Raw genomic sequence first — 12,597 nt, forward strand, 5'->3', positions numbered from 1 at the left:
GCGCTATGGCGGCGCCGACGTACTGTCGTCGAGATTGGTTCTGTCATGAGGTGTCCACTTAACATAGGTGGACACGATCATCCCTATCTGCCCCGGCTGTCACAAGGTGAGTTCGCCAGGCGCTTACGATATGTCGAGCGTAGTCGAGGTCCATGTAACGTCTATCAAACGTCCGGAGTTTTTTCATTGGATGGCATTTTCTAAAACGTCTCCCAGGCGGCAAGTGCCTATTTTCTAAAATATAGCTCTCAAGATCGCGATAAGGCGCAGACAAGTGGCCGTCGTTACTTGCTAACTGCATTTCGTTCGATTTCTCAAAGATATAATTTACTGCTCGACGTTTGTAACATTTAAATTCCGCCTCGCGTGCTAAAACGGCGATTCTGGGGGTGAAAGGAAGATAGAAAGACTTTCTGCTATAGCCGCTGGCGTACTGTTACGCACTCTGTCATGCCAACGTATTCATGCACACTTCTAATATCTGCTTCTTACCTCAAGAAAAAGATATTCAAACCACTCTTACCGTGTTTCGCAATCCGGGTGGCTTGACTATCTGACGCATTGCCTTTGACAACTTGATGCGATTCGGAGTGCTTGATTCAGCATGCTGCTGAGCGGCTCGCTAGACAATCTGACTTATTAATGAGTCTCGCATCGCTGACCACGCAGAAAAACATCATCCAACCACTTCTACGATACAGATCGTTTTGCGAATGCCATGATTAGTCCAAAATACAGGGTTTCCCTCTTTAAGTATCGGGCTTGTCAATAGTCTTTTTATGGGATAGTCTCCACCCCACAAAAAGTCGTTCCTGCAATGTTCACTATCTTTTTGAGGAATTTAGCCCAATGGCAACGTTTAAAGAGCTGCAAGATCAAATTGCTAAACTCAAGCAAGACGCTGAAGAGGTTCGGTCAAAGGAGATTGGCAGTGCAATTGCCCAAATTAAGAGCCTGATGAACGATTACGATATCACTGTCCAAGATATCGAAAGCTCAGGACGCCGAAAAGGTAGCAAAGCTGTTTCACTCTCTAATGTCCAGTTCAAAGATGAGTCTGGAAACACTTGGTCTGGACGTGGACGGATGCCAGCCTGGCTGAAAGGCAAGGATAAGGAAAAGTTTAGAGTGAGCTGACTTTTCAGGTCAAGCCAAACCTACCAACAAGGAATCATGATTTTCCTGCTGCTATCCGCCAGAGTTTGGTCTAACCTGAGTTCTCCGTAAGGGCACGGCATAGGTTCAGCGCTATACGAAGTGCCGTGTTTGCAGGCATCCATCGTTACTGCGCTTTTGCCAGGAGCATTGAGCACAATGCTCTCTACTCACGTATTAGAGCGTCGGCAACAGCTATCAATATAAATCGGCGGTTGCTACCATCCGACCTAGTAGCAAGTTTACGAATACATGTTTCTTTAAAGACATCGTGAATATCGACGAGCAGCAACGCGATCTACTCTTCCAGAACTGCTGCCACTAGGTGCAATCACGAAGAAGTGATTACTCAGCAGTAGAAGACCCTCACTAGCTCCGAAAAAGAAGTCCCGCAACCGAAACGGTTGCGGGCTTCCCTGTCTCATCGCTTCCCATTAGGTATGGATTTTTGTAGAACCGATATTGAACTCAATAGTCGACCATGTCTACATGCAGTGCAACATGAGTATCAGTACAATTTCATTTTTAAGTTTAAATCACATTCGCTTCCTTAACATGGATTACTCATTTGCTAATGATTGCAGGGTGGGGATCCACAGGTAGATCTCTTGTGCAGTAGTCCGTGTCAGGGCCTTAGGAGTGCAAGCATGCTTTGTTTAAATATTGTGCCTCATCCTTGGGTTTGTTTCATCAGCCAGACTTCAACCAGGACATGATTAACCGAAATTTTCGGTGTGATGTACGGCGTTCAGAAGTCTTTTGCTCATTATTTAAAAAAGCATCCATCTAACGGTAGACAAAACATGCAGTTTATTGCATTATCCACGCACAAAAATCCATATCCAATGGGGTAGCTGAGAAGACAGAAAACCCGCGGTCGCTGAGATCGCGGGTTTTGCTTTTATGCGGCGGTTTGAAGCCGAATTCGGGACGACATGGCGAGAGCTAAAATGTTGACATGGACTTGATCCATTGCCAAAGCCTCCGGGCTGATCAAGGCATGCCACATCCTGTTGGAAAGGAATGGACGAAAAAAAACCCGCTGACCACGTCAGCGGGTAAATCCATCCTTTGAGAGGCTGGAGGAGACAGGAAGAACTATAAGCAATTTCCTACGCTAAACGAAATTCCCTGTTTTCATACCAGTTATTCTGGCGATGAATGACTGTGGCTCAGTTACCTTCTCTCTGCCGGCGCTTTATGCTGTTGCCTTGTGGCTGCCTTTCGGCGATTTCAGTAAAGCTACGGCGCAAAAATAAGATGTCTTTCCGAACTGCACGCCGTATTCGATTTTTCGGGCGCATGCATACACTGCGCTCAGGAGTCGGTATCATCGCGGTTCCTGCGCCTTGCTTCAGCGTGCCGGACGGCCAGCGCGGTTTTTCAATCCACAAATCCAGGACCATGGTGAAAAGACAAAAGGGGCTGACCATTATTCAATTGATGGTGCTTCTGCTTATTGCAGGCATCGTCGGGTCGCTGCTATTGAAGATCATCATCGAACATCGCTGCCAGAGCGATCCGTCAGCATCCCTCTGTATCAGGCATGCAAGCGCCGCAGGGTTGGAAATGCCCGGGCAACTCAGCAGGCAATCAGTTCAATCAGCGTAATTTCGGAAGGCGCGCCAAACCGTTTCGGCGGGCCCCAGTAACCCGTACCGCGACTGGTGTACACCCAAAGCTCGCCCAGCCTGTGCAGCCCGGCGACGAAAGGCTGCTGCAGCCTGACAAAAAAATTCCACGGCATGAACTGGCCGCCATGGGTGTGGCCGGACAATTGCACATCAAAGCCGGCTTCGGCCGCTGCCGGCGCACTGCGGGGTTGGTGCGCCAGCAGCACTCTGACCGCCGCGTGGGTTGGTGCGCCGGCGATGGCTGCATGCGGGTCGCTTCGATGCGCAGAGTCGAAATGGCCGGCGCCGTAGTCCGTGACACCGGCGACGACCGCCGTCGCGCCCTGGTGCTCCAGCACGACATGGCTGTTGAGCAGGACTTCAATGCCCAGGCGGCGCAACTCGGCAATCCAGGCATGCGCGCCGGAATAATACTCATGGTTTCCGGTGACGAAATAGCTTCCGTGGCGGGACACCAGATCCTCCAGCGGCGCGACATGCGGCGCCAGTTCCCTTACGCTGCCATCGACGAGATCACCGGTGATCGCAACCATATCGGGCTGCTGACGGTTGACTGCCGCGACGATACGCCGCAGATAATCCCGGCGTATCGTCGGCCCGACATGGATATCGCTGATCTGGACGATCCTGAATCCCTGCAACGCAGGCGGCAAGTTCCTGACCGGAATGCTTACCCGGGTAACCGCGGCAGTACGGCGCGCATTGGAAAAGCCGAGCAGGGTGATCAGAAAGCCAAGCACCGTAACCGCCAACGCGGATTGGTGGCGCCAGGCAGCCAGGTCCAGCCGTCCCGGCCAGACAAGGTCGGCTGCGAATGTGCCAAGAAGGGTCAGTTCCCGAATGAATGCCAGGATCAGCAGCGTGGAAGAAAAGCCCATGCCGGCCCATGCCAGCCAGGTGACCAGGCGTGTCGTCCGGTGCCCGAAGCCGGCCAGCCGGGAAGCCAGCCCGATCCCCATGGGCATGAGCAGCACCGAGTTCAATAGCGCCAAGCCCAGCGCCGCCGACAGCACTGGCCACTGGCCGAGTTCGGGCAGCAGGCGCCAGGCGATCAAACCGTGCAGGAACAGCGACAGAAAACGCAGCATCGAACCCAATCGCTTTGATTGAAATCTTGCAGATGGGGCGGATGTACGCTGCTGCAAGGCCGGCGCCGGAGCGCATCGCGGGCTACATTCCGTGCCGGGCGCCTGTAAGCGTCTATGCCAGGCTCAAGCGCTGACTGCCTTGCCAGATTGCGCCGGCGGGCAATGTAACAGGCGCCGCGGCGCAGGCAGCCTCGACGCACAGCATGTGTTGCCAGTCCTGGTCCGGCATGTCCGGCAGGGAGTGGGCCTTGTCGGGGCCCGGATTCCAGACCACGGTGTCGGAAAAGCCCTGCTGGCTGATCTGCAGCGGCGCACGCCCTTGTTCGATCAATTGCAGGCTGGCAGGCGGCGCCATGTAGACCCGGTCAACTTCGCCCGGAATGGGCAATTGCGCTTCCTGCTGCGTCTTGACGACGCAATGGTCGGTCGCATCCTGGTAGGACACACCCTGCAGCCCAAGCAGGCGGATGTTGCGGATGTCATCAACCCGCAGATAGGTGTGCAGCGCCGTGCTGAAGGCAAACGGCTGGTTGCCGGTGTTGGCAATGGACAAGCGCACTTCCAGGCTGTCCGGCCCCTGAAGCACGGTCACCGTCGCAAGGAAAGGATGCGGCCATTGCGCCAGGCTGGCCTGGTCGTCGCGCAGGGTCAGGACCAGCGTGTTGGCGTCGTGCTTGACAAGCGTCCACGGCAGGTTGCGGGCAAAGCCATGCTTGACCAGCGGACCACGATCGGAGAATTGCGGCAGGCAGACCGGGATGCCGCCGCGTATCGCGGCCGCTTTCTCTCCGGCGTGTCTGAGGCCGCCGGTAGTGGCAGACAGGTAAAGTCGCTCCCGGCCGTCGCTCGCGCGCCAGGACAGCACCTGCGCGCCCTGGGCGGCTATGAATGCCTGGCCTGTGGTATCCGTTGCAAGCCTGATGCCCGGCAAGCCATCCAGCAGGTCGGGAAATGTAGCGAGGTCGGGGAATGATGGGGGCGGTGCAAGATGCAATCTCTTCTCCTGAAAATGGGTGCAGGGGCGCGGTAATGGGCTCTTCATGCCGGGCGCACAGGATAGCAGCCGGCGGCCTGCACTGGTTCTGCGTCGGGGCAAGCAGCCTGCACGCGGCGGCCCCGCCGCGCAGTGCCGAGTGCGATACTCAGCCCCATGGTCACGGCGACTTTCCATTTTCACGACGAACTCAATGATTTCCTACCGGCGGCGCGCCGCCATCGGGCCTTCGCCACGCCCTGTGCCCGTGCCGCCACCGCCAAGCACATGATCGAAGCGCTGGGCGTGCCGCATACCGAGGTCGGCCTGGTGCAGATCAACGGGGCCGCCGCCGGGCTCGACCAGATGCTGCAGGAAGGCGACCGGGTAAGTGTCTTCCCCGGCAGTTTGCCGCCGCCGTCGCCGGTGCTGTTCGTGGCCGATGCCCATCTCGGCGGCCTCGCCCGTCTGCTGCGCATGGCTGGCTTCGATACGCTATATGACAATGCCTTTCACGACGCCGAGATCGCGGCCATCTCGGCGCAGCAGCAGCGCATCGTGCTCACGCGCGACCGCGACCTGTTGATCCGCAAGGAGATCATGCATGGCTGCTATGTCCGTGCGCTCAAGGCGGAGCCGCAGGCGCAGCAGGTGCTGGCGCGTTATCGCCTGGCGCGGCAGGCCAGGCCTTTCACGCTGTGCCTGCATTGCAATGCGCCCTTGCGCCCGGTTGCCAAGACCGAGGTGGAGGCGGAACTGCCGCCGCAGGTACGCGCGCTGCATCAGACGTTCCGGCGCTGCGACGTATGCGCCCGCGTCTATTGGAAGGGCAGCCACTGGCAGCGCATGGACAGCCTGTTGCGCCGCATCCTCGATCGGCCGGCGTGAAAACGCCTCTAGCGATACAGCAGCGCGGCGATGCGGCCGGCTTCCAGCACCGTGCGCGTCGTTCCCTGATGCAGCACATCCCTGAACTGAGGATGCACATTCGCGCCCAGCACCAGCAGATCGCTGCCGTGCGCATCGGCCAGCGCAAGCAGCGCATGTCCGGCATCGACATCCACCGTTTGCTGCACCAGGTCGACGGCGACGGCGTGATGACGCAGATAGAGTGCAATGGCAGCCCCCGGCCCGGTTTCCTGATCCGGCACGCCGATAGGGGAGTTGACCACCGCCACCGTGGCCTTGCCTGCCTGATGCAATAGCGGCAAGGCGGCATGCACCGCCCTTGCGGCGATGCGGCTGCCGTTCCAGGCGACCAGGGGCTGGAACGGCATGCCATGCACATGCGCGCCGAGCGGCGCGATCAGCACCGGGCAGGCGCTGTTTCTGGCAACGAACTCGCAGAAATCGACATGCATGGCCGCACCCGGATCATCCGGCGGACGACGGCCGAGCACGATCAGATCGCAGTAGCGTCCGCTGTCGCTCAACGCCGCTGCCAGGTCGCCTTCCAGCATTCTGGTTGCAAACGAAGCCACGCCGGCGCGCCGCATCGCGCTGCCAAATACCTGCAAGGCTTCCGGCGCCTGCGCGTCGGCACCCGATGCTGCGCCGATCAGATGGCCGCCCTGCGCGATGGCGACGTCGGCGGCCAGCGCCACCGTTGCCGCCAGCAGAGGCGAATGGTCGAGATAGACGGTGATCACCTTGTAAGCCATCGCATGCTCCATGCCGGGTCGAGATGCCAGCCTACGCCTGCGCCGTTGCAAACCGCATTGCGCCGAATCAAGGCCGGCGCTGCTTGCCTTGCGCGCAACGCGCCTGCATGATGACTGTCTCTCATGCTGTGAGCGATGTCATGCAGCCCAAACTGATTTGCGTAGGGAACACCACTCTGGACAGGGTCTGGCTGATCGACCGCCTGCCTTCGGGCGGCGGCAAGTTTCCGGCACATGACTATCTGGAACTTGGCGGCGGCATGGCGGCCAATGCCGCCGTGGCCGTTGCCAGGCTGGGCGGCGCATGCGCCTACTGGGGGCGCGCCGGCGACGACAGCGCGGGCAGGGTGATGCTGGCGGAAATGGCCGCTTATGGCGTGGACGTCAGCCAGTTCAGGCTGATACCGGATGCCAGGTCATCGGTGTCGGGCATCATGGTCGGTGGCGATGGCGAGCGCATGATCGTCAACTTTCGTGGCGAAGGGCTCGATACCGATCCCGGCTGGCTGCCAATGGCGCAGATTCCCGGCTGCGACGCGCTGCATGGCGACGTGCGCTGGCCGGAGGCGGCGGCGCTCTGCTTCGCCGCGGCACGCATGCATCGCATCCCGACGGTGCTCGATGGCGAGATCGCCAGCGCCGAGGTATTTGGCATGCTGCTGCCGCTGGTGGACCATGCGATCTTCTCGGAGCCCGGATTGCGCGCCTTTGCCGGCGGCGCAACCGATAGCGACGAGGCGCGCCTGACAGCGCTGCGGCGGGTGCGCAGCCTGGGATGCCGGGTCGCGGCGGTGACCCGGGGCCGTGAAGGCGTCTTGTGGATCGATGAAGCCGGCGTGCATCGGCAGACCGCCTTTGCGGTGGAGGTGGTCGACACCACCGGCGCCGGCGATGTATTCCATGGCGCCTATGCGCTGGCCATTGCCGAAGGCAGCATGGTGGATGTGGCAATGCGATTTGCCAGCGCGGTGTCGGCGCTCAAATGCACCGGCAAGGGCGGTCGGGCCGCGATCCCGACACGGGAACGCACGCTGCAATTCATCAGGGAGCGTGAAGGGGCTGGCCCGGCCCCAGCCCCGTGAAGGCATCTGCCTTCTTCGACGCAGGCTCCTAGCTGATGGAAAGCTGCTTGGCGCCGCTGCCGCCGCCACGCTTGGGCAGCGTCAGTTCCAGCACGCCGTTCTCGTAGCGCGCGTTGGCCTTGGCATCGTCGATGTCGCTGCCCAGCGTGAAGCTGCGCGACTGGCGACCATAGCTGCGCTCGCTGCGCACCACGGTCTCGCCTTCCTTCTCTTCCTTCTCGGAACGCGACTCGGCGCTGATGGAGACCTGATTGCCTTCAATCGAGACCTTGATGTCTTCCTTTTTCATGCCGGGAATGTCGGCCTTTACCGTATAGGCTTCCGGCGTTTCCGATACGTCCATCCGTATCGATGGCATGGACTGCCCGCCGCGTCCGAAAGGCTGCATGCCGAACTGTTCGAACAGTTCCTGCAGGCCGCCGAAGGGACGGTCAAAACGGGTCAGGTCAGTGAAAGGGTCAAAGCGTGTAAGTTTGTTCGCCATGATGTTCTCCTCGTTAACGCATGAAGGGTTTATGTTGAATGCCTCATCCGCCACGGATGGCGGCGCATCAGGTCCGCTGCCTCGTCTCGAATATAGGTTCGGCGATGTCAAAATCAATTGATCTGCATGCGCTCCTGCGGCACTTTTGCGCTTGATCTGGCGCAGGCCTCTGCCGCGCCGGCTGGCTATGCTGAAATTTTCGGCATGGAGCCCAGTCTCCCGCAATCGCCATGAAACAAGGAAAGCAGGGACGTCGCTTTCACGACCGCGATGATGCCGCGCGCCAGCTCGCGCAACAGCTGCGCCGTTACCGGGGGACGAGGCCGCTGGTGCTGGCCATACCGCGCGGCGCCGTTCCGATGGGGCAGCGCATTGCCAGCGAACTGCAGGGTGAACTCGATGTGGTGCTGGTGCGCAAGCTCGGCGCGCCGTTCAGCGAGGAATATGCGATTGGCGCGGTGGACGAGAGCGGCTGGGTGTACCGCTCGCCGCTGGCCGCTGCCGCCGGCGCCAGCGAGGCCTATATTGAACATGAGACCGCGCGCCAGATGGCGCTGCTGCGCCAGCGGCGCGACCGCTACACGCCATTGCGGCCCAGGGTCGATCCGGCCGGCCGCATCGTGATTGTGGTGGACGATGGTCTCGCGACCGGAGCCACCATGATTGCCGCGCTGCATGCGGTGCGCGCCGGCAAGCCGGCCCGGCTGATCTGCGCGGTGCCGGTGGCCGCGGCCGACAGCCTGGGCAAGGTGCAGGCACTGGCCGACGAGATCGTGTGCCTGCATGCGCCCGAGGACTTCGCGGCGGTCGGGCAGTTCTATGACAACTTCGACGCTGTCGACGATGAGGAGGTGGCAGCGATCCTGGCCAGCCAGGACAGCGCCTGAGGCTGCCCGGTCCATTCCCGACAGCGTGCTTACTTGCGCAGCCGGCGCTCGTGGGCCATCTGGCCCGACATGGCTTCCGTGATCAGCGACAGCTCCAGCGCCAGCAGCCGCACGATGTCGTCCGCGGTCACCATGCCGTACAGGGCGCCGTTCTCGCTGACCACGGGCATGCGCCGCACGCCGTGGGTGCGCATCAGGCGCAGGGTTTCGACGAAGCCGGCATCTTCCTTCACTGTCACCAGCGGCGTGTTCATGATGTCGCCGGCGGTAAACAGGGTGGCGTCGAGCTGCAGGGCCATGGTCTCCACCACGATGTCGCGATCGGTGACGATGCCGACCGGCGTCCTTGTCCCCGAGCGCGTTTCCACGACTATCACGTCGCCGATATGGTGCTTGCGCATCAGGGCCGCCGTGTCAGGCAGAGAGAGCTCGGGGTCGCAGCAGACCACGTCGAGCTTGCAGCATTCATTGATGGGCATCTCGTTACTCCCGGCAGCCACCCTTTCGGCCATCTGGCAAGCTTCGGCTTGCGCCTATAATGCAGACGGATCCTGACGCCGATCCGGCTGGCCAGACCCTGCCAGCCAGCCTTCGATTCCATGCATTCATCACCCCAACGGGAGGTTTTATGACTGAAGAACACATGGGCGCAAACAGTGCGTCCTCCGGTGCGCAAATGAATCTTGAACGGATTAACCTCCTGGTCTCTGATCTGGAACAAGAGCTGGAGAGGGCGCCCGACCGTGAGGAAGTGCAGCGTCTGCGGCATGAACTGGAGGTGCTGCGCACGGCGCTCAATGCTTCTGCCGGGCGCACTGCAACCGACGAAGACCTCCACTCGGCACGCTCGTCATTCCAGCGCATGTCGGCGGCGGTGGAAAATGAAGTGCTGAAGGACAGCCCTTATATCGCGGAGATCGGCCGCATACTGGGCATGGTCTGAAGTGCAGTCCGGGCGCTTTTGCGCCTGAACAACCCAGGCGCAGTGCGTAGGCAAATCCACGAACCCGGGCTTCCCTTGCGCGTCCATATGGCTGTATTCACACGACAGGAGCCATGATGACGCGATTCAATGACAAGGTAGTGATTGTGACGGGCGCCGGTTCAGGCATAGGCGCCGCCACCGCCCGGCGTTTCGCCGGCGATGGCGCCACGGTCGTACTGGCCGGCCGCACCCGGCACAAGCTGGACCAGGTTGCCGCCAGCCTGCCGGCCGGCAAGGCGGTCGTGCGGGTGACCGATGTGTCGCAGCAGGCCGAGGTCGAGGCGCTGGTGGCGGAGACTGTGCAACAGTTTGGCCGTCTGGATGTGCTGGTCAACAATGCCGGCGTCGCGGTCGAGGGCAAGATTACCGACTCCAGCGTGGACGACTGGAAAAAAGTGATGTCGACCGATCTCGACGGCGTGTATTACGCCTGCCGCGCCGCCATCCCACAACTCATCATCACCGGCGGCGCCATCATCAACGTGGCCTCGGTTTCCGGCCTGGGCGGGGACTGGGCGCTGTCCATCTATAACGCCGCCAAGGGCGCGGTCTGCAATTTCACCCGCGCGCTGGCGATGGACCATGGCCGCGACGGCATCCGCGTCAACGCGGTCTGCCCCAGCCTGACCCGCACCGACATGACCGAGGACATGTACCAGAAGCCGGAACTGATGGCCAAGTTTGCCGAGCGCATTCCGCTCGGGCGCGGCGCAGAGCCGGAGGAGGTAGCCGACGTGATTGCCTTCCTTGCCAGCCATGATGCACGCTTCGTCAATGGCGTGAATCTGCCGGTGGATGGCGGGCTGACCGCGTCGAACGGGCAGCCGCCGATGAGTTGAACACGGCGAGCCAGGCGCTGGTTTTGCAAAGCCTGCGCCTGGCACGACTTCTCACGGAGCGGTGCCCGGCACTTTCCAGATCTCCTTATGCATCGGTGTCGCAAGGAGGTCGGGCTTCTTGTCTTTTGGGATCAGTCAGCAGCATGCTCGCGCCGCCTGCTGTGACCTGTTCAAGCTGGCTCTGTTTGAGATTTTCGTCCGGTATCCTGGGCTGGGGCTCCAAGCCAATTTTCCGGGCGCTGGATTTCCTGCTCGCCTTTGATTTGCTGGAATGGGTCATATGCTCTCCTGAAGGGTTGGCTGGGATCGCAGGCTGCGATACCCAGTACCATTTCAGTTGCAGACCCGGTGCACGCTATCCGAAAAAGGCTCAGTTTTTTTGCGGGCGAGCCTGCTTGCGCCGGCAAGTGACGGCGCCTGCGAGCATTGGTATTGGTGTCACTGAACCGCTCGGCCCCGAAATGCGCTTTAGCCTCTAGAATGTCGGCTGATTGCCATAGCGCATCCGCCCGGCAGCCGGAATTGCCTTCCGACTGATACCGGCCACACCCAGATACCAGGAGCACTCGATGAACTTCAAGCATGCAGCGGGATATGCCGTGCTGATCGCGACAAGCTGTCTTGCGGGCGCCGCCGCGGCAGCCGACGCCATCCGGATAGGCGAGATCAACAGCTACAAGGCGCAGGCCGCTTTCCTTGAGCCGTACAAGAAGGGCATGGAGCTGGCGCTGGAACAGGTCAATGCCGGCGGCGGCCTGCTCGGCCGCAAGGTCGAGCTGCTTACGCGTGACGACAATGCGAACCCCGGCGATGCGGTCCGGGTAGCGGAAGAGCTGGTCTCGCGCGAGAAGGTGGATGTGCTGATGGGCACCTTCCTCTCCAACACCGGCCTTGCCGTGACCGACTTTGCCAAGCAGAAGAAATTCTTCTTCCTCGCCGCCGAGCCGCTGTCGGACAAGATCGTCTGGCAGAACGGCAACCGCTATACCTTCCGCCTGCGGCCCTCGACCTACATGCAGGTGGCGATGCTGGTGCCGGAAGCGGTCAAGCTGAAGAAAAAGCGCTGGGCGCTGGTGTATCCCAACTATGAATATGGCCAGTCTTCGGTGGCCACCTTCAAGAAGCTGATGAAGCAGCAGCAGCCCGATGTTGAATTCGTCGAGGAGCAGGCGCCGGCGCTGGGCAAGATCGATGCCGGCGCGGTGACGCAGGCGCTTGCCGACGCCAAGCCGGATGCCATCTTCAATGTGCTGTTCGCGGCCGACCTCGCCAAGTTCGTTCGCGAAGGCAGTACCCGCGGTTTGTTCAAGGACCGCGCCGTCGTCAGTCTGCTGTCGGGCGAGCCGGAATACCTCGACCCGCTGAAGGATGAGGCGCCGGCCGGCTGGATCGTCACCGGCTATCCATGGCAGAGCATACAGACAGCGGAACACAAGGCATTCTTCGACGCCTATCAAAAGAAGTACGGCACCTATCCGCGCCTGGGTTCCGTGGTCGGCTATTCGGCGGTCATGTCGATGGCCGCCGGCATCAGGAAGGCCGGCAGCACCGACAGCGAGAAGCTGGCGGATGCCTTCAAGGGGCTGCCGGTGGAAACGCCCTTCGGCAACATCACCTACCGCGCACAGGATCATCAGTCCACCATGGGCGCCTATGTCGGCACGCTGGCGGTCAAGGGCGGCAAGGGTGTGATGGAAAACCCGACCTACAAGGATGGCGCGAAATTCCTGCCGCCGGACGCCGAAGTCAAAACCCTGCGTGCAGCCGAATAAGCCGGATGATTTTCGGCATGCCCGGCATGGCGCGCTG

At 60.5% G+C, this 12,597-nt stretch carries 14 protein-coding genes; 8 read left to right on the forward strand and 6 right to left on the reverse strand.

The annotated features are described in order from the left end of the window. Positions 1-849: 849 nt before the first annotated feature. Positions 850-1,137 carry an H-NS histone family protein gene (locus IGW04_RS21335; RefSeq protein ID WP_194715121.1) on the forward strand — a complete coding sequence of 96 codons (288 nt, stop codon included), beginning with the start codon at positions 850-852 and terminating at the stop codon, positions 1,135-1,137. Between the two features lie 1,179 nt (positions 1,138-2,316). Beyond that, entirely contained in the window at positions 2,317-2,766 is a 450-nt protein-coding gene (locus IGW04_RS21340) for a hypothetical protein (protein ID WP_194715122.1), read from the forward strand. Here IGW04_RS21340 and IGW04_RS21345 read toward each other — a convergent pair. Together IGW04_RS21345 and IGW04_RS21350 are read right to left on the reverse strand one after the other, a co-directional pair. Then, the gene (locus tag IGW04_RS21345) at positions 2,738-3,877 is read right to left on the reverse strand and encodes a metallophosphoesterase (RefSeq protein WP_194715123.1); all 1,140 of its coding nucleotides are present in this window, start codon (positions 3,875-3,877) and stop codon (positions 2,738-2,740) included. The genes IGW04_RS21340 and IGW04_RS21345 overlap by 29 nt on opposite strands. A 112-nt stretch (positions 3,878-3,989) precedes the next feature. After that, a complete protein-coding gene (locus IGW04_RS21350) occupies positions 3,990-4,871 on the reverse strand; it encodes a D-hexose-6-phosphate mutarotase (protein ID WP_194715124.1) in 882 nt (293 codons plus the stop codon). Positions 4,872-5,027: 156 nt separating this feature from the next. On the opposite strand from IGW04_RS21350, the gene IGW04_RS21355 reads away from it, so the two are divergent. Further along, positions 5,028-5,738 carry a Mut7-C RNAse domain-containing protein gene (locus IGW04_RS21355; RefSeq protein WP_194715125.1) on the forward strand — a complete coding sequence of 237 codons (711 nt, stop codon included), beginning with the start codon at positions 5,028-5,030 and terminating at the stop codon, positions 5,736-5,738. A gap of 8 nt (positions 5,739-5,746) precedes the next feature. On the opposite strand, the gene IGW04_RS21360 is transcribed toward IGW04_RS21355, so the two are convergent. Next, positions 5,747-6,511 (reverse strand): universal stress protein, encoded by a 765-nt coding sequence (locus IGW04_RS21360; protein WP_194715126.1) that lies wholly within the window; start codon positions 6,509-6,511, stop codon positions 5,747-5,749. Positions 6,512-6,651: 140 nt separating this feature from the next. Here IGW04_RS21360 and IGW04_RS21365 point away from each other — a divergent pair, with 140 nt between their 5' ends. Beyond that, positions 6,652-7,593 (forward strand): sugar kinase, encoded by a 942-nt coding sequence (locus tag IGW04_RS21365; protein ID WP_228527297.1) that lies wholly within the window; start codon positions 6,652-6,654, stop codon positions 7,591-7,593. 28 nt (positions 7,594-7,621) lie between these two features. Here the strand turns inward: IGW04_RS21365 and IGW04_RS21370 are convergent, their stop codons facing one another. After that, complete coding sequence (locus IGW04_RS21370) at positions 7,622-8,077, reverse strand: Hsp20/alpha crystallin family protein (RefSeq protein WP_194715127.1); 456 nt, start codon at positions 8,075-8,077, stop codon at positions 7,622-7,624. Between the two features lie 230 nt (positions 8,078-8,307). Between IGW04_RS21370 and IGW04_RS21375 the strand changes: the two genes are divergently transcribed. Then, positions 8,308-8,964, forward strand: coding sequence for a phosphoribosyltransferase (locus tag IGW04_RS21375; RefSeq protein ID WP_194715128.1), 657 nt, complete (start codon positions 8,308-8,310; stop codon positions 8,962-8,964). Positions 8,965-8,993: 29 nt separating this feature from the next. Here IGW04_RS21375 and IGW04_RS21380 read toward each other — a convergent pair whose 3' ends face one another. Beyond that, positions 8,994-9,443, reverse strand: coding sequence for a CBS domain-containing protein (locus IGW04_RS21380; RefSeq protein ID WP_194715129.1), 450 nt, complete (start codon positions 9,441-9,443; stop codon positions 8,994-8,996). Between the two features lie 149 nt (positions 9,444-9,592). Between IGW04_RS21380 and IGW04_RS21385 the strand changes: the two genes are divergently transcribed. Together IGW04_RS21385 and IGW04_RS21390 are read left to right on the forward strand one after the other, a co-directional pair. Beyond that, on the forward strand, positions 9,593-9,907 hold the full coding sequence (locus tag IGW04_RS21385; RefSeq protein WP_194715130.1) for a hypothetical protein: 315 nt from the start codon (positions 9,593-9,595) through the stop codon (positions 9,905-9,907). Positions 9,908-10,023: 116 nt separating this feature from the next. Then, entirely contained in the window at positions 10,024-10,788 is a 765-nt protein-coding gene (locus tag IGW04_RS21390) for an SDR family NAD(P)-dependent oxidoreductase (RefSeq protein WP_194715131.1), read from the forward strand. An 85-nt stretch (positions 10,789-10,873) separates the two neighbouring features. Here the strand turns inward: IGW04_RS21390 and IGW04_RS21395 are convergent, their stop codons facing one another. Next, positions 10,874-11,068 carry a hypothetical protein gene (locus IGW04_RS21395; protein WP_194715132.1) on the reverse strand — a complete coding sequence of 65 codons (195 nt, stop codon included), beginning with the start codon at positions 11,066-11,068 and terminating at the stop codon, positions 10,874-10,876. A gap of 289 nt (positions 11,069-11,357) precedes the next feature. Here IGW04_RS21395 and IGW04_RS21400 point away from each other — a divergent pair, with 289 nt between their 5' ends. After that, positions 11,358-12,560: an ABC transporter substrate-binding protein gene (locus tag IGW04_RS21400; protein WP_194715133.1), complete on the forward strand. Its 1,203-nt coding sequence runs from the start codon at positions 11,358-11,360 to the stop codon at positions 12,558-12,560. Positions 12,561-12,597: the final 37 nt, after the last annotated feature.

The organism is Noviherbaspirillum soli (genome assembly GCF_015352955.1).
GTDB classification, from domain to species: Bacteria; Pseudomonadota; Gammaproteobacteria; order Burkholderiales; family Burkholderiaceae_D; genus Noviherbaspirillum_A; species Noviherbaspirillum_A soli.

Excerpts from the sequence above, each read along its gene's own strand:
- IGW04_RS21335 (WP_194715121.1), top strand. The coding sequence starts at position 850 with ATGGCAACGTTTAAAGAGCTGCAAGATCAAATTGCTAAACTCAAGCAA.
- IGW04_RS21340 (WP_194715122.1), top strand. The coding sequence starts at position 2,317 with ATGACTGTGGCTCAGTTACCTTCTCTCTGCCGGCGCTTTATGCTGTTG.
- IGW04_RS21345 (WP_194715123.1), bottom strand. The coding sequence starts at position 3,877 with ATGCTGCGTTTTCTGTCGCTGTTCCTGCACGGTTTGATCGCCTGGCGC.
- IGW04_RS21355 (WP_194715125.1), top strand. The coding sequence starts at position 5,028 with ATGGTCACGGCGACTTTCCATTTTCACGACGAACTCAATGATTTCCTA.
- IGW04_RS21360 (WP_194715126.1), bottom strand. The coding sequence starts at position 6,511 with ATGGCTTACAAGGTGATCACCGTCTATCTCGACCATTCGCCTCTGCTG.
- IGW04_RS21365 (WP_228527297.1), top strand. The coding sequence starts at position 6,652 with ATGCAGCCCAAACTGATTTGCGTAGGGAACACCACTCTGGACAGGGTC.
- IGW04_RS21370 (WP_194715127.1), bottom strand. The coding sequence starts at position 8,077 with ATGGCGAACAAACTTACACGCTTTGACCCTTTCACTGACCTGACCCGT.
- IGW04_RS21375 (WP_194715128.1), top strand. The coding sequence starts at position 8,308 with ATGAAACAAGGAAAGCAGGGACGTCGCTTTCACGACCGCGATGATGCC.
- IGW04_RS21380 (WP_194715129.1), bottom strand. The coding sequence starts at position 9,443 with ATGCCCATCAATGAATGCTGCAAGCTCGACGTGGTCTGCTGCGACCCC.
- IGW04_RS21385 (WP_194715130.1), top strand. The coding sequence starts at position 9,593 with ATGACTGAAGAACACATGGGCGCAAACAGTGCGTCCTCCGGTGCGCAA.
- IGW04_RS21390 (WP_194715131.1), top strand. The coding sequence starts at position 10,024 with ATGACGCGATTCAATGACAAGGTAGTGATTGTGACGGGCGCCGGTTCA.
- IGW04_RS21395 (WP_194715132.1), bottom strand. The coding sequence starts at position 11,068 with ATGACCCATTCCAGCAAATCAAAGGCGAGCAGGAAATCCAGCGCCCGG.
- IGW04_RS21400 (WP_194715133.1), top strand. The coding sequence starts at position 11,358 with ATGAACTTCAAGCATGCAGCGGGATATGCCGTGCTGATCGCGACAAGC.